The 15828-nt window shown below is 47.8% G+C and carries 13 protein-coding genes and 1 tRNA gene; 7 read left to right on the top strand and 7 right to left on the bottom strand.

The features are described from left to right. Positions 1 to 32: 32 nt before the first annotated feature. Positions 33 to 1301: an aspartate aminotransferase type Ic gene (locus BN3911_RS12375; RefSeq protein ID WP_338086369.1), complete on the bottom strand. Its 1269-nt coding sequence runs from the start codon at positions 1299 to 1301 to the stop codon at positions 33 to 35. A 331-nt stretch (positions 1302 to 1632) separates the two neighbouring features. Here BN3911_RS12375 and BN3911_RS12380 point away from each other — a divergent pair, with 331 nt between their 5' ends. Then, on the top strand, positions 1633 to 3039 hold the full coding sequence (locus BN3911_RS12380; protein WP_066866132.1) for an amidophosphoribosyltransferase: 1407 nt from the start codon (positions 1633 to 1635) through the stop codon (positions 3037 to 3039). Between the two features lie 64 nt (positions 3040 to 3103). On the opposite strand, the gene asnS is transcribed toward BN3911_RS12380, so the two are convergent. Both asnS and BN3911_RS12390 read right to left on the bottom strand, forming a co-directional pair. Then, positions 3104 to 4498, bottom strand: a complete 1395-nt coding sequence (gene asnS, locus BN3911_RS12385; RefSeq protein ID WP_066867862.1) for an asparagine--tRNA ligase — start codon at positions 4496 to 4498, stop codon at positions 3104 to 3106. Between the two features lie 144 nt (positions 4499 to 4642). Continuing rightward, a tRNA-Ser gene (locus BN3911_RS12390) sits at positions 4643 to 4728 on the bottom strand. A 187-nt stretch (positions 4729 to 4915) separates the two neighbouring features. On the opposite strand from BN3911_RS12390, the gene BN3911_RS12395 reads away from it, so the two are divergent. Genes BN3911_RS12395 through BN3911_RS12420 form a run of 6 tightly spaced genes read left to right on the top strand, consistent with a single transcriptional unit; the run spans position 4916 to position 12865 of the window. Beyond that, complete coding sequence (locus tag BN3911_RS12395) at positions 4916 to 6469, top strand: Ppx/GppA phosphatase family protein (protein ID WP_066866134.1); 1554 nt, start codon at positions 4916 to 4918, stop codon at positions 6467 to 6469. A 14-nt stretch (positions 6470 to 6483) separates the two neighbouring features. Next, the gene (locus tag BN3911_RS12400; protein WP_066866136.1) at positions 6484 to 8607 is read left to right on the top strand and encodes an RNA degradosome polyphosphate kinase; all 2124 of its coding nucleotides are present in this window, start codon (positions 6484 to 6486) and stop codon (positions 8605 to 8607) included. 34 nt (positions 8608 to 8641) lie between these two features. Further along, the gene (locus tag BN3911_RS12405; RefSeq protein WP_066866138.1) at positions 8642 to 9718 is read left to right on the top strand and encodes a 6-phosphofructokinase; all 1077 of its coding nucleotides are present in this window, start codon (positions 8642 to 8644) and stop codon (positions 9716 to 9718) included. 44 nt (positions 9719 to 9762) lie between these two features. Continuing rightward, positions 9763 to 10641, top strand: coding sequence for a sugar phosphate isomerase/epimerase family protein (locus BN3911_RS12410; protein WP_066866140.1), 879 nt, complete (start codon positions 9763 to 9765; stop codon positions 10639 to 10641). A 5-nt stretch (positions 10642 to 10646) separates the two neighbouring features. Further along, the gene (gene pepT / locus BN3911_RS12415; protein ID WP_066866142.1) at positions 10647 to 11852 is read left to right on the top strand and encodes a peptidase T; all 1206 of its coding nucleotides are present in this window, start codon (positions 10647 to 10649) and stop codon (positions 11850 to 11852) included. A gap of 17 nt (positions 11853 to 11869) precedes the next feature. Continuing rightward, positions 11870 to 12865, top strand: coding sequence for a Gfo/Idh/MocA family protein (locus BN3911_RS12420; protein WP_066866144.1), 996 nt, complete (start codon positions 11870 to 11872; stop codon positions 12863 to 12865). A gap of 47 nt (positions 12866 to 12912) precedes the next feature. Here BN3911_RS12420 and BN3911_RS12425 read toward each other — a convergent pair whose 3' ends face one another. The 4 genes from BN3911_RS12425 to BN3911_RS12440 all read right to left on the bottom strand — a co-directional run bounded on the left by BN3911_RS12425 (position 12913) and on the right by BN3911_RS12440 (position 15821). Next, positions 12913 to 13257 carry a ComEA family DNA-binding protein gene (locus BN3911_RS12425; protein WP_187127743.1) on the bottom strand — a complete coding sequence of 115 codons (345 nt, stop codon included), beginning with the start codon at positions 13255 to 13257 and terminating at the stop codon, positions 12913 to 12915. Between the two features lie 52 nt (positions 13258 to 13309). Further along, entirely contained in the window at positions 13310 to 14233 is a 924-nt protein-coding gene (locus BN3911_RS12430; protein ID WP_066866148.1) for an RluA family pseudouridine synthase, read from the bottom strand. After that, on the bottom strand, positions 14230 to 14748 hold the full coding sequence (gene lspA / locus BN3911_RS12435; protein ID WP_242871127.1) for a signal peptidase II: 519 nt from the start codon (positions 14746 to 14748) through the stop codon (positions 14230 to 14232). Before lspA ends, BN3911_RS12430 begins: the two co-directional genes overlap by 4 nt. Positions 14749 to 14843: 95 nt before the next feature. Further along, complete coding sequence (locus tag BN3911_RS12440; protein ID WP_066866150.1) at positions 14844 to 15821, bottom strand: DivIVA domain-containing protein; 978 nt, start codon at positions 15819 to 15821, stop codon at positions 14844 to 14846. Positions 15822 to 15828 lie beyond the last annotated feature (7 nt).

Consider the following 15828-nt stretch of genomic DNA (forward strand, 5'->3'; position numbering starts at 1 on the left):
GGGTGTTCTTGTTATTGCAGTAACTTAGATCCTTATGCACGTTCAGAGAGCAGTTTTTCAGAAGCAGCTAGCCGTACACAAATACAGAGCAGATGCATTGCCCCGGCAAGTTCTTCTTCCGGCGGGAAGGTGGGCGCGATACGGATATTGCTGTCATTGGGATCCTGTCCATAGGGGTAGGTGGCCCCCGCATCGGTCAGGATCACGCCCGCTTCCTTGCAAAGCCCTACCACACGCTTAGCACACCCATTCATCACATCTAGATTTACAAAATAACCGCCATTGGGTTCACTCCATTTGGCAATGCCTAAATCCCCGAGTTCTTTTTCCAGAACATCTACCACCAGTTTGAACTTTGACTCCAAAATTTTCCGGTGTCCCTGCATCAGGGATCGAACACCGTCGATATCGTGCAGAAAAAGGATGTGCCGGAGCTGGTTAAGCTTATCGGGACCAATTGTCTGCACATTGAAGCGTTCTTTCAATTCGGCAATATTATTTTTGCTGGCAGCCAGTGCAGCCACTCCTGCGCCAGGGAAGGAAATCTTTGAGGTTGAAGCAAAAAAAAGCACATTGTCTTCTGTTCCTTGTTTCAGGCATTCCTCGTACAGATTCAGCAGCGTATCCGGCGTATCCGTCAAGTCATGAACGCAGTAAGCGTTGTCCCACATAATACGGAAATCTTTCGCGGCGGGATGCAGGGATGCAAAACGGCGCACTGTTTCGTCAGAATAGGTGATGCCCGTGGGATTGGAATATTTCGGCACACACCAACAGCCTTTGATCGTCTCATCCTCCTGTACCAGCCGTTCGATTATATCCATATCGGGGCCGGTTTTCAGCATGGGGACAGGAATCATTTCAATGCCGAAATATTCTGTAACGGCGAAATGCCGGTCATAGCCGGGAGCTGGGCACAGAAATTTCACAGAATCCTGCTTGCACCAGGGAGCATATCCGCTGTAGCCGTGAGTATATCCCTTGGAAACACAGTCAAACATCATCTGAAGGCTGGAATTATTCCCCAATATTATCTGCTCTGCAGGTACGCCAATCATTGCACTGAAGATCCCTCTCATTTCGGGAAGGCCATTCCAAACGCCGTAGTTCCGGCAGTCATCTCCATCGGAATTAGCAAATTCACTTCTCGCCCGAAGTGCTTCCAGCACGCCCAAAGCCAAATCCAGCTGCTTGGCACAGGGCTTCCCCCGGGCCATATTCAGTTTCAGTTTGAGCGCCTTGAAATCCTCATACTGTCCAAGGGCATTATCATGCAGCTTTCGAATTTCTTCATTTCTCATAGCGGCCAGTTTCATCTAAAGCATCTCCTATAATTAGGGTCTTGAATAAAAACATTTTCAGTAGATTCATTTTTTCAAATCAAACTTCCTGTATTTTAATATATCAGGCAATAAAATGCAAGATTATTTGTGCAGTCCTGCATTTTTTCTGTTTTGCATCATTATACTGCGGTTTAAACAGCTTTTCTGTGCAATCTCATAATATCCACAGAACGAAATGAAAACCCGCCGTTCTCCTGTAATTTCAAATTGTAGTTTGCTTTGTTTCGTGGTATAATATCAGCGATATTTTTGTAATAAACCGGGAATATAACAGCAATGGAGGATCTGTATGGGCGGATTTTTTGGAGTAGCATCAAAAGAAGACTGCATGTTTGATCTGTTTTTCGGCACCGATTACCATTCCCACTTAGGCACACGACGGGCCGGTATGGCTGTCTACAGTGATGAAAAAGGGTTCGACCGTGCAATTCACAACATCGAAAATTCTCCGTTCCGCACTAAATTTGACAAGGATATTGGCTGCATGGAAGGACGCCTCGGCATCGGCTGTATCAGTGATTACGAGCCACAGCCGCTGATCGTCCGCTCGCATCACGGCACCTACGCCATCGTAACCGTAGGCAAGATTAATAACACAAATGAAATCGTGAAGCAGCTGTTCTCTTCCGGTCACTCCCATTTTCTCGAAATGAGCGGCGGCGACATCAATGCTACTGAATTGGTCGCCGCTGTGATCAACCAAAAAGATAATTTAATTGAAGGAATTCAGTACGCCCAGGAAACTATCGAGGGTTCCATGACAATGCTGCTTCTGACTCCGAAGGGAATTTACGCAGCCAGGGACAAGCTAGGCCGCACACCGGTCTGTGTAGCGCAGAAGGACGGCGCCTGCTGCATCTCCTTTGAAAGTTTTGCCCATCTGAATTTGGGGTATACCCAAGAGCGGGAATTGGGACCTGGTGAAATTGTTATCGTGACACCGGAAGGAGCAAAAACTCTGGTCAAGCCCGGAAAAGACATGAAAATCTGCACCTTTCTTTGGGTATATTACGGATACCCTTCCTCTTCCTATGAGGGCATCAGCGTGGAAAAAATGCGTTACCGCTGCGGCGCCATGCTGGCGAAGCGGGACAATGTCAATCCCGACACTGTGGCTGGCGTCCCCGATTCAGGCACCGCACACGCCATAGGTTACGCCAACCAATCGGGAATTCCCTTCTCCAGGCCCTTCATCAAGTATACGCCGACGTGGCCGCGTTCTTTCATGCCCACCATTCAAAGTCAGAGAAATCTTATCGCAAAAATGAAATTGATTCCTGTCCACGATCTTATTCAGGACCGGAGCCTGCTTCTCATCGATGATTCCATTGTGCGGGGTACACAGCTTCGGGAAACCACAGAGTTTTTGTACCAAAGCGGCGCCAGGGAGGTGCACGTGCGTCCTGCTTGTCCTCCTCTGCTCTATGGCTGCAAATATCTGAATTTTTCCCGTTCCACCTCCTTAATGGATTTAATTACACGCCGTGTCATCCGGGATTTGGAGGGCACCGGAGAACCTACAAATATAAAAAAGTACTCCGATCCGGAGGCTGCAGAATATCAGCAAATGGTAGATATCATCGAAAAGAAATTGAGCTTCACCACGCTTCGCTATCACCGGCTTGACGACATGATCGAATCGGTGGGGCTGGATAAGTGCAAACTCTGCACGTACTGCTGGGACGGCAAGGAATAAAAACAGGCATAAAAAACATCCTGTCGGAAATTTTCCGGCAGGATGTTTTTCTGATTTCTGTCGATTAAAATTCAGCCGAACCTGTGGTGCGGGGGAACGGAAGCACATCACGAATATTGGAAATGCCCGTAAGATACATGACCAGACGCTCGAATCCGATACCAAAGCCGGCATGTTTATTGCCGCCATATTTCCGCAGGTCAAGATACCACCAATAATCCTCCTCATTGAGCCCCAACTCCCGGATCCGGTCCAGCAGCACATCATAGCGTTCCTCACGCTGACTGGCTCCTACCAGCTCCCCAATACCGGGCACCAGCAGATCTGTCGCGGCCACAGTGCGGCCGTCATCATTAAGCCGCATATAGAAAGCCTTGATTTCTTTCGGGTAATCCGTAACAAAAACCGGTTTTCCAAAATGCTTTTCCGTCAGATACTTTTCATGCTCCGTCTGAAGATCCACACCCCAGGAAACCTTGTATTCGAATTCATCGTTGTGCTGCTCCAAAATTTTCACCGCATCCGTATAAGACACTCGCACAAAGTCAGATTCCATTACATGGCGAAGCCTTTCCAGCAGGCCCTTATCCACGAAAGCGTTGCAGAATTCCAAATCCTGAGGGCAGGTTTCCAGCACATAGCTTACTACATACTTGATCACCGCTTCGATCACATCCATATCGTCCGTCAGGTCGGCAAAAGCCATTTCCGGCTCGATCATCCAGAATTCAGCTGCGTGGCGCTGCGTATAGGAGCGTTCCGCACGGAACGTGGGCCCGAAAGTGTACACCTTTGAAAAGGCCATGGCCATACATTCCGCTTCCAACTGTCCGGAAACCGTCAGAGATGTCGGCTTTTGGAAAAAATCCTCTTTGTATTCCACCTTGCCTTCTTCTGTACGGGAAGGATTTTCCAGGTCCAGAGTGGTCACCTGGAACATCTCCCCGGCTCCCTCGCAGTCGCTGCCTGTGATAATGGGAGTATGGGCGTAGACAAAACCGTTTTCCTGAAAAAACTTGTGTACCCCAAAAGCAGCAGCGGAGCGGACACGGAACGCCGCACTGTAAAGGTTTGTGCGGGGCCGCAGGTGAGCAATCGTCCGCAGATACTCCACACTATGACGCTTTTTCTGCAAAGGATATTCCGGTGTAGATGCTCCCTCAATTTCAATTTTACTCGCATGGATCTCAAAGGGCTGTTTAGCCTCAGGCGTCGCCAGCAGCATCCCGGTAACTTTGAGGGCAGCCCCCACGTTTTGAGATGCAATTCCTTTAAAATTCTCTATCTTCCCATCTTCGAAAACAACCTGCACGCCCTTGAATGAGCTGCCGTCATTCAAATCGATAAATCCCAACGTTTTGGAATCGCGGATCGATCTGGCCCATCCGCAGACAGTCACTGTCTTTCCCTCGTAGGAGGAAAGATCCTTATAAAATGCCGCTACTTCGTCTCTTTTCATACTGCCGCAGCCCGTCTTTGACGGGATGCTCCCTCCATTTCTTTCATCCAATTCAAGATATCTTTTCCTAATCATACCGCAAGCATATCGCCTGTTCAAGGAAAATATAGAAAAAAGCGCCGAATTCTGAGAATTCAGCGCTCTTGGCGGAGAGGATGCGACTCGAACGCACAATGCCTTGCGGCACACCACATTTCCAATGTGGCTCCTTACCATTAGAATACCTCTCCGTATCCTCGGCTTAAATATTATAGCCAATCTATTCCAAAAAATCAAGAGAAAATTACAGAAAATTTTTGGAAATATATTTTTGTGAAAAACGATGTTAAAAATAGATAAAATTATCAAAACTAAATTTGAAACTCGGTTCAATATTTGGTATAATGTGGTAAAGTTTATCCTATGGAGTGAATTTTCTTGAACAAAAAATATGCCGCACGTGCGGCGGCAGTTATCGAAATCGGTTCCAACAATGTTAGAATGCAGATTTCACAGATGTCCAAAGGCGTCTTTTCCACACTGGACAATCTGGAATATCCGGTAAACCTCGGGCATGATGTTTTCGGAGACGGCTATATAAGCTTTGACAGTCTGCGTGAACTTTCAGCTGTGCTGGGAAAATTTTCCGAAGCCCTGCTCTCCTACGGAATTGAAAAGCCCAAGGTCATATCCTGTACCGTTATGCGCGAGGCAAAAAACCGATCCTTAGCGGCGGACCAACTGAAGGTACGCAATGGAATGAATGTTTCTGTGCTGGAGGACAGCGAAGAAAAGGCATATCTCTACTCGGAAATTGTTCAGAAATTGGAAAATGCTGAATATCTCAAAAACTGCCATTCTTTGATTGCCTTTATAGGCTCCGGCAGCATCGGCATTGCCGTATATGACGGAAACAAGGTAATTTATTCTCAAAATATATCCATGGGTGCATTAAAGCTTCATGACGTGATGGCAAAACTGCACCGGGATGTGGACGATTTTCATCAGATCATTGAAGAATATTTGGATACGGTTTTAAACCGCATTCACATCTCCGAATTTCATATTCAAAATTTGATTCTAACCGGTTCAGAAATCCATCAAATCGCCCGCCTCTGCGGTGCAAAAGGAGACGGCGCGCCTTACCGGATCGAAACCAAAAAACTCACTTCCCTGTACTATACCATCCGTTCCATGTCGCCGGAAAGCATCGGACAACGTTATGGAATTTCCACTGAAAAAGCTGCTGTTTTTTACTCGGCGCTCTCTATTTACTGCGGCATGCTCCGCTTTTGCAAAGAAGCTTCTGGTATTATCTCCCCTGCCGTTGACATTTCCGAGGCAGTGGCACGTTATCTGCTCGCGCCAAAAACCGCACCGGATTTTCGTGCATATCTGCGGGAAAGCGCGCTTGCTTGCGCCGAGGTCACAGCAAAGCGTTTTGGCTGCAATTTGGAACATTCTGAACGGACCAGCAGCTTTTCCTGTAAACTATTCGACAAACTGAAAAAGCTTCATGGACTGGATCCTTCCAAACGCCTGATTTTAGAATTAGCATCCCTGCTGCACAGCTGCGGCAGCTATGTCAGTGTACGGCAGCATAATAAGTGTACCTATGACTTAATCAAGGGTATGGATATTTTCGGTTTGCGGCAGTTGGAGGTTTCCGAAATTGCCTTCGTTGCAGGCAGTATTACAGAGAACTTTGCCGCAGAAAGCAATTCAGAATTTGTACTTTTACCGGAAGAGGAAAAAATCATCATCTCTAAACTTGCCGCCATATTCCGAATGGCGAACGCCCTGGATAAATCTCATCAGGGAAAACTCAGCAATTTGCGGGTTAATTTAGAGGAAGACCGTGTTTTGTTCCGGGCTGACGCAGTTGACGGCAATTACATGCTGGAAAGATGGGCATTTGAAGAATCCGCAGGCTTCTTCAAAAACGTATTCGGTCTTTCCCCGGAACTAATTGTAAAATTAGACATGATTTGAGAGGTGTTTTCCCCATGGCAGAAAAAACGATGCCCTATTACAACCGGGAACTCAGTTGGATGGATTTTAACACCCGCGTTCTCGAAGAAGCTTTCAAAAAGGAAAATCCATTGATGGAACGGCTGCGTTTTCTGGCAATCACCGGCTCTAACTTAGATGAGTTTTTCATGGTACGAGTCGCAGGAGTCAAAGCCCAGGTCAATTCCAACTACAAGAAGCACGATGACTTCGATCTAAGTCCGGAAGCGCTTCTCAAAGAGTTGGAAGAAAAGACTCATCGATTTATGGAACGGCAGTACTCCTGCCTGCATCGATCTATTTCCCCTATTTTAGAGAAAAACGGCATTCGCTTTTTAAATGCCGAGCAGATGGACGGGCAGCAGAGAAACTATATGACGGAATTCTTCCATAAGATTCTTTTTCCTGTGCTTACCCCCCTCGCCGTGGATGCCAGCCGTCCCTTTCCGCTGCTTGCCAATAAAAGTTTGAATATTGCAGTATATCTCAAAGGAAAAGAGAAGAGCAAGGAGAACAAAAATGAGGGAGAAAAGTGCTTTGCCATCGTACAGGTCCCCTCTATTCTTCCTCGCTTTTTAGAACTGCCCGAAAAAGCCGGACGCTCCTTTATTCTGCTGGAGGATATCATCATCGACAAGTTGGAAGAGTTGTTCGAACTGCATGATATCAAAGCTGCCTGTCCTTTCCGGGTTACCAGAGATTCTGATTTGGAAATTGATGAAGAAGCTGAAGATTTCATGAATGAAGTAAAGAAATCCATCAAGCTGCGTAAGCGGGGCCGTCCGGTTCGGCTGGAACTGCTGCAAAAATGTGATAAAGATATCCGAAGCTTCCTGATTGATATGTTAAAAATCAAAAAAAATGAAATCTACGAGCTTCCTGGTCCTCTGGATCTCACATTTTTCTCCAAATTTGCCAGCTTACCCGGCTGCGAACAGCTTTGTTTCAAACCGATCCAACCTGTATCGCCTGCCTGTGATTTCTGGGGCAGTGAAGATATTTTTCAAACCATTCGGGAAAAAGATAGAATGGTACACCATCCCTATGAAAGCTTCGATTGTGTGGTAAAATTTATTGAACAGGCTGCCGTGGACGAAAATGTGTTGGCTATCAAGCAGACGCTTTACCGGGTCAGTGGAAATTCCCCAATTGTCGCAGCGCTGATTAAGGCCGCTGAAAACGGGAAACAAGTCACTGTTTTGGTTGAATTGAAGGCCAGATTTGATGAGGAAAACAATATTAATTGGGCACAAAAACTGGAAAAATCAGGGTGTCATGTTATCTATGGCCTGCAGGGCTTGAAAACCCACTGCAAAATTGCTCTGGTTGTGCGCCGTGAAGAGGACGGCATTCGTCGCTATCTGCATCTGGGAACCGGCAATTACAATGATTCCACAGCAAAAATTTACACGGATATCGGCCTTTTTACCTGCAGCAGCCAATACGGCGCCGACGCCTCTTCTCTATTCAACGTCATTACCGGTTATTCCCGTCCTCCCGAGTATAGGCATTTTATTGTCGCCCCCCACGGCATGCGGAATTTTTTTATCCGCATGATCCGCCAGGAAATCGAAAATGCAAAAAAAGGCCTGCCTTGCGGTATCACTGTCAAAGTAAATTCTTTGGTGGATTCTGAAATCATTTTTCTCCTTTATGAAGCGTCTCAAGCCGGGGTTCCTATCAGGCTGGTGGTACGTGGAATATGCTGCCTGGTCCCTGGTCTGCCAGGTATCAGCGAAAATATCACCGTTATCAGTATCGTTGGGCAGCTTCTGGAGCACAGCCGTATTTTCCGCTTTGAAAACGGCGGGGTTCCGCAGATCTTTATGGGCAGCGCAGATTGGATGCCCCGAAATTTAGACCGGCGTATCGAACTTGTCTTTCCCATCGAGGATGAAGAATTAAAACAGCGTGCTTTTGAGATCCTTGAGACTCTCTGGAATGACAATACCAACGCGAGGATTATGCAGCCAGATACCACATATCAGCACGTAAACCGGCGCGGAAAGGCAGTCTGCAGCAGTCAGCTCACTTTTTACCGTCAGGCACAGGAACGGCTGAAAGAACTGCAGAAGCTGGAAAAGGACAGTCCGCTCATTCCCATCCACACAGCAGAATAGTTAAACTAACCCCCTATAGAAAGGATGCGTAAAAATGAAGCGAGTAGGTATTTTAACCAGCGGCGGAGACTGTCAGGGCCTGAATGCTGCAATCCGCGGCGTGGCAAAAGGGCTCTATTTTGAATTCGGCTCTGACGTCGAAATTTATGGAATCAAAGACGGTTATAAAGGTCTCATCTTCGGCGAGTACACGCTGATGAAGGAATCTGATTTTTCCGGCATTTTAACCTTGGGAGGCACCTTGCTGGGCACCTCTCGTCAGCCCTTTAAGACTATGCGGGTCATAGATGAAAACAGCGTTGACAAAGTGAAGTCCATGAAGGAAAATTACAAAAAGCTCAAGCTGGACTGTCTGGTGATTCTGGGAGGCAACGGCACTCAGAAAACAGCAAATCTACTGCGTAGCGAAGGGCTGAACGTCATTCACCTCCCTAAGACAATCGACAACGACATATGGGGTACGGACGTCACATTCGGGTTCCATAGCGCCGTGGAAATTGCCACCAATGTGATCGACTGTATCCATACCACCGCCACCTCTCACGGCCGCATTTTTATTGTTGAGGTGATGGGTCACAAAGTAGGATGGCTCACATTGTCTGCGGGAATTGCCGGCGGCGCAGACGTTATCCTGCTGCCTGAAATCCCCTATGACATCGATAAAATCGCCAAAACTCTCAACAATCGGATTGACAGCGGTAAAAAATTCTCTATTCTGGCCGTCGCGGAAGGAGCTCTTTCCAAGGAGGAGGCCGCTCTCTCTAAAAAGGAATTCAAACGCGCCAGGGCGGACTTCAAACATCCCTCCATTGTTTACCGGATCGCGGAAGAGCTGCAGGATAAGATCGACAATGAAATCCGCGTTTGTGTGCCGGGACATTTTCAGCGCGGCGGCAGTCCCTGCGCCTATGATAGGGTACTGTGCACCCGTCTGGGCGCCACAGCCGCCCGCTTCATCAAAGAGAAGAAGTTCGGTGTCATGGTTGGAATGGTAAACGGCGAAACAGTACCCGTCCCGTTGGAGGAGGTCTCAGGAAAGCTGAAATCTGTACCTGTGGACTGTGGAGAAATTCTGGCTGCCAGACAGATTGGTATCAGCTTCGGCGATTGAACAGGAGAACAGCTTTGAAAAACAAAGCGGAAAGGTTGAAACACATGAAATATTCAGTCAGTCTTTATAGCTTTTATAATGCCTTGAAACGAAATTTAATTACTCCTTTTGCCTGCATTGAACAGGCAAAAGACTTGGGGTTCGACGCCGTGGAAGCAGTGGACTTCGTCAACTTTGACTGCGTACCTGAGGAACGATTGGAGCGGGCAGCGGAAATCCGCAGCGAGGCAGAACGGTTGGGCCTGGAAATATCGGCTTTGGCGATCGGCGCTGACTTTATCAACGGCAGCGATGGCGACACGAAAAAGGAGATTGAGCGCGTGAAGTCCTATGTTGACGTAGCCGCTGCGCTGGGCGCGCCGCGGATGCGGCATGACGTGACCCAGGGATATCCAAAAAATTCCGGAAAATACTGCAGTTACGAGAGCCTGCTGCCGAAACTCGCAGAAGCCTGCAGGGAGGTTGCAGAGTATGCCGCCTCCAAAAATGTGATGACAATGACAGAAAACCATGGATTCTACTCTCAGGATTCCGAGCGTGTAGAAAAGCTCTATACCGCGGTAGGACACCCGAATTTCGCCCTGTTGTGCGACCTGGGCAATTTCCTTTGCGCCGATGAAAACCCCGCCTTGGCGGTGTCCCGCGTTGCGCCGTATGCACGTTACGTTCACGCGAAGGATTTTATTGTAAAAAGCTTTTTCGATGCCGATCCCGGCGAGGGCAGCTTCCGCAGCCGTGCCGGCAACTATTTGCGCGGTACGATCATCGGACACGGAAACGTACCTGTCAAGCAGTGCCTTCATATCCTGAAAAGCGCCGGTTATGACGACACCATTTCCATTGAATTTGAGGGGATGGAGCTCCCTGAAGACGCTCTGCGCATTGGGCTTGCAAATCTGAAAAAATATTGGAACGAGGTTTAAACGCAATGAATGTTAGAGAACTGTTTCTTGATCTGGTCTCCTATCCTTCCGCTTCTGATGAAAGTGCCGTCTGTACTCCCAGTACCCCCGGCCAAAAGGTATTGGGCGCCCGCATCGTGAGCCTGATGAAAGAGATCGGTATCGAAGATGCTTTTCTGGACGAAAAAGGATATGTTTATGGCAGCATCCCTGCAACGGATCCCAGAGAGCATACAATTGGATTCATCGCTCACATGGATACTTACGGCGGTGTCAGCGGGGAAAATATTAAGCCGCAGATTATCGAAAACTATGACGGATCGTCTATTCCGCTGCAGGGCGGACTGTGCCTTTCTCCCGAAGAATTCCCCTCTTTGGGGGAACAGGTCGGAAAAACACTGATTACCACAGACGGCACCACTCTTCTCGGCGGCGACGACAAGGCCGGGATAGCAGAAATTCTTGTTGCCGCTGAAGAGCTGATTCAGGAAAAGAAACCTCATGGGTCTGTCAAGATTGCCTTTACGCCGGATGAAGAGATTGGAGCCGGGGCGGAGTATTTTGACGTGAAAGGCTTCGGATGCGACTACGCTTACACGGTAGACGGCGGCGGCCTGGGTGAACTGGAGTATGAAAATTTTAATGCAGCCTCTGCCGTCGTGGAAATCTCTGGATTGAGCATCCATACCGGCGCCGCGAAAGGAAAGCTGGTTAACTCTATGTCCATCGCCATGGAATTTTGTGGGCTACTCCCCCAAGCTGCAGTACCGGAACATACTGAGAACTATGAAGGGTTTATCCATCTGGATGCCATCCATGGGGATGTGGAGAAAACCGTTATGCAGTTTATCATCCGAGATCATGACAGGGCGCTGTTTGAACAGAAAAAAAACTTGATGAAAGCTGCTGCAGACTTCCTCAATGAAAAGCATCCGTCAAAGCCGGTAACACTGGTTTTAAAGGACACTTATTCCAATATGAAGGAACAAATCCTTCCTCATATGGAAGTGATAGAGACGATGCGGCAAGCTATGCATGAAAATGGCGTAACCCCTGTTACCCTGCCGATCCGCGGCGGTACAGACGGCGCCCGGCTTTCCTATATGGGTCTTCCCTGTCCCAACATCTGTACCGGAGGCGCCAATGCGCATGGAAAACAGGAATATGTGGTAGTAGATGATATGGAAAAGATCAAGGACATTATTAAAACTGCAGTTTACATCACCCCGTAAGCGAAAAGGAGAATGGTATGCTGAGATTTGGCACAATCGGCTCCGGTTGGATCACCGACGAATATATTCACGGTGCAAAGGACAGCGGCCTGTGGGAACTCACTGCCGTCTATTCGCGTACTCCTGAGAGAGGCTGGGAATATGCGAAAAAGCATGGAGCCGCCGAAGTCTTCACTGATATCCGGGCAATGGCCGCTTCCGATTGCATCGATGCTGTCTACATTGCCAGCCCCAACGTGATGCATTATGAGCACTGCAAAGCTTTTCTGGAAAACGGCAAGCATGTTATCTGTGAAAAACCGCTGTGCGCCCAAGCTGAAAAAGCAGCCGAGCTCTACAGGCTGGCCGAAAAAAATCACGTGATTTTTTTGGAGGCCATCATGTTCCTTCATCTCCCACAGCGCAAGCTTCTGGAAGATGCATTGAAGAAAATCGGCGATATCTCTATGGCTAAAATAGATTTCTGCCAGCGATCCTCCAAACTGGATACTTTCCTGAATGGGGAACTGCCCAACATTTTCAACCCGCAGCTGGAAACTGGGGCGCTGATGGATCTGGGCGTTTACTGTGTCTATCCAGCTCTCCATTTCTTTGGAAAACCACAGAGTTTTCATATTGATACGGTACAACTGAAAAGCGGAGCAGACGGCTGCGGTGTGATCACCATGCGTTACCTCAACAGGCTTGTCACTCTCACGTATTCAAAGCTGGGGCAGGCTGGAGCCAATACAGACTTCCAGGGGACAGAAGGCAGCGTCCGGGTGGATTCTATCTCCCGAATCGCTGGCGTCTCCCTTTGGCACAAGGATACCACTGTGGAAACGCTTTGCGGAGATGATGAGAAGTACCGGCTCATGGGTTGGGAAGCAAAGGACTTCTACCGCTATATTACAGAGCCTGAAAAAAGCCGTGCAGAATATCAATACTGCGTAAAGCTGAGTATAGATGTGGCCGAATTCTTGGAGGAGGCCAGAAAGAAAGCGGGAATCCGTTTCCCGAGCGACCCCAAATAGAAAAACATCCCCCGATGACAAATAAAACCGCTGCTTCAGCAGCGGTTTTATTTTGTTACTTTCAGATAATCTTTGATCGCTTCATATCTCTTCTTCCCGATCCCTTCCACTTCCATAATTTCCTCCACAGAAAAGAACTGTCCACACTCTTCTCTATACTGTACAATTTTTTGTGAAAGTTTTTCCCCGATTCCAGGAAGACGCTGCAACTCTTCCGCAGTAGCAGTATTGAGATCGATACAGTCTGATACGGCAGTTGGCGGCAGTGTTGAGGGAGCAACCCCCTCTTGTGCTGAGGAAACATCTGCGGAGGGCTTCGGCTCCGTCCAATCAATTTCAAGCGCCTGAAAAGAAGATGCATTTCCCACCAGCAGGGCTGCACAGGCTAACACAGCAAAAGCTCCCAACAGGAATATCTGAACTCTGCATTTCAACTCTTTTCGCCTACTTTTCTTTCAGTTTCGAGAGAAAATCGGTAAAATAACTCGGAAGCGGAACAGAAAACTCCAAATAAGTATCGCTTCGCGGATGTTGAAAACCGATCAAACCGGCATGCAGACATTGGCCGCAAAGAGAGGTGATTACTTTCTTGGGGCCGTAAACGGGATCTCCGGCAACAGGATGCCCCAAATAGGCCATATGGACCCGGATTTGATGAGTCCGGCCAGTCTCAAGCCTTAGCCGAAGCTGTGTAAACCCTTCGAACCTGCGGACCACAAAGAAATGTGTCACCGCATTTCTGCTGCCAGCAGTTGAGGGGGGCATCACAGCCATTTTTTTTCGTTCTATGGGGTGACGGCCGATTGCGGCGTCTACCGTTCCCTGTTCTTCCCGGATATTTCCATACACGACCGCGTTGTATTCGCGGGTAAAGGTATGCTCCTGAATCTGCAGCGCCAATTTTTGATGAGCAAAATCATTTTTTGCCACAATAAGAAGGCCGCTGGTGTCCTTATCAATTCTGTGCACAATTCCCGGACGCATTACTCCGTTAATTCCAGAAAGGCTGTTTCCACAATGATATAGCAAAGCGTTTACAAGAGTGCCGCCGTTGTGACCGGGCGCCGGATGTACCACCATTCCCTTCGGCTTATTGACTACCAACAGATCTGCATCTTCATATACAATTTCCAGGGGAATATTCTCCGCCTCAACATCCAGAACTTTGGGCTCCGGAATCCGGACTGTAATTCTGTCTCCACGAACGGGACGTGCACTTTTCAGCACTGGTTCACCATTACAGAAAACTAAACCCTGACTGATCAAATTCTGGACAGCTGAGCGGGTCAGTTCGGGAAGTTCTTCTGCAACCAGTTTATCAAGCCTTGCATCCCCCGTTTGGACGATCCATTCGATTTCCTTGCTCATGCCTGATCCCCATGCGTTTTTCCCATCTCTTTCTTCTCTTCTCTTGTACAGAACAGGACATGGATGACAAAGAGCACTGCACTGACCGTAATGCAGCAGTCGGCAAAGTTAAAAATGTAGTCAAAAAACAGAACATGGATAAAATCCACCACATAACCATAGAGGAAACGGTCAACCAGATTGCCGAATCCGCCTGCCAGGATCAGCGCTGAAGTGGCATAACTGAAAAAGCTGTGATTGCGGTATCGGAAGAGCAGGACAATAATCACAGCAGAAGCCACCAAGGTAACAAGTACTACAAACCAGATATGGCCTTTAAAAAGGCCGAAGGCCGCACCTGTATTCTCTGTATAAGAGAATTCCAAAAAACCTGGAATCACCGGAATTGCCCCCATAGGCTTCAAATATTGCAGAACAAAGTATTTGGTTACTTGATCCGCTGCCAACAGCAGTGCAGCAGCCGTCAGCACTATGAAAGCGTGAAATCCTTTTCGACTTATCTTCTCCTGTTCCAAACTGCAAACTCCTTTTTGAATGGGATAACGAAAAGGCGCAAAGAGTCTCTGTTTGCGCCTTTTTTCAAACTGATTTACCTGCTCGCCTGCCTTCTTTACCTTTTGTGCTTTTTCTTTCCGAATTCCAGTCCCTCTCCAAATTCCAAGTTGCTGAAATGAGAACTTTTTTCTTTTCGCAGAGTCTCAGGAATATCGGAATAAGCCCTTACGTCAATGCCTACGTCGGTAAGATCATCGTCAGCTGGGAAATTCGTGTCAGTGGAAGCAGCTTGTTCCTGGGCGTAGTTGATACGATCATGCAGGGTAGGCTCATGCGCTTCATATGAAAGAGCCTCTTCAAAACTCATCTGCTGCCGCTGGAGAGCCTCCTCTTCCGAAGTATCGTCTTGGGTACTGCTTTCTGAAACCACCTCCGGCTGCTCTTCGAACTCAGGTTCTTCCTGAATTTCCCTTTCAGGTTCTTGTTTTTCCGCAGGGCGGACCGGTGGATTTTCTTCTTCAACAGCCGGAGCAGGCTGTTCCTTTTGGCGAAATGCCGGAATATGATTGATACACTCCAAATGCTTCTTGTACATTTCCAGCAGGGAAACCCGGAAAGCCGAAACCTGGCGCTTTATTTCTTCCAATTCATTCTTCTTATTTTCCGCTTGTGCCATATAATCCTTGGCTGCTTTGGCAGCATCCAATTTGGCATTGTCCATTAGCTTTTTAGCGCTGCTCTCCGCATCTTCCAGAATGATCTGTGCTTTATCCTTTGCTTCCCGAACAGAATCCTTCGCCAGCTTTTGCGCGCTGAGAAGCGCTTCCTTGATACCATCTTCCTCGTTGCGATAAGATTCGACTTTTTCCGCCAGAATGGAAAGCTTTTTTTGTAAATCAGAATTTTTCCCCTGCAGTTCAGAGAGCTTTGCAGTCAACTCTGCCGATTTTTTGGCAGCCTCATCCCGTTCCGCTATGAGTTCCTGAAAAGAATCGACTACCTCGTCGATAAAATTATCGACGTCCTCCGGTTTATATCCGGAAAACCCAGCTTTTCCAAAACTCACCTCATTGATTTCCTTCACAGTCAACATCCCGCTG

Source organism: Neglectibacter timonensis, assembly GCF_900048895.1.
GTDB lineage: Bacteria > Bacillota > Clostridia > Oscillospirales > Acutalibacteraceae > Acutalibacter > Acutalibacter timonensis.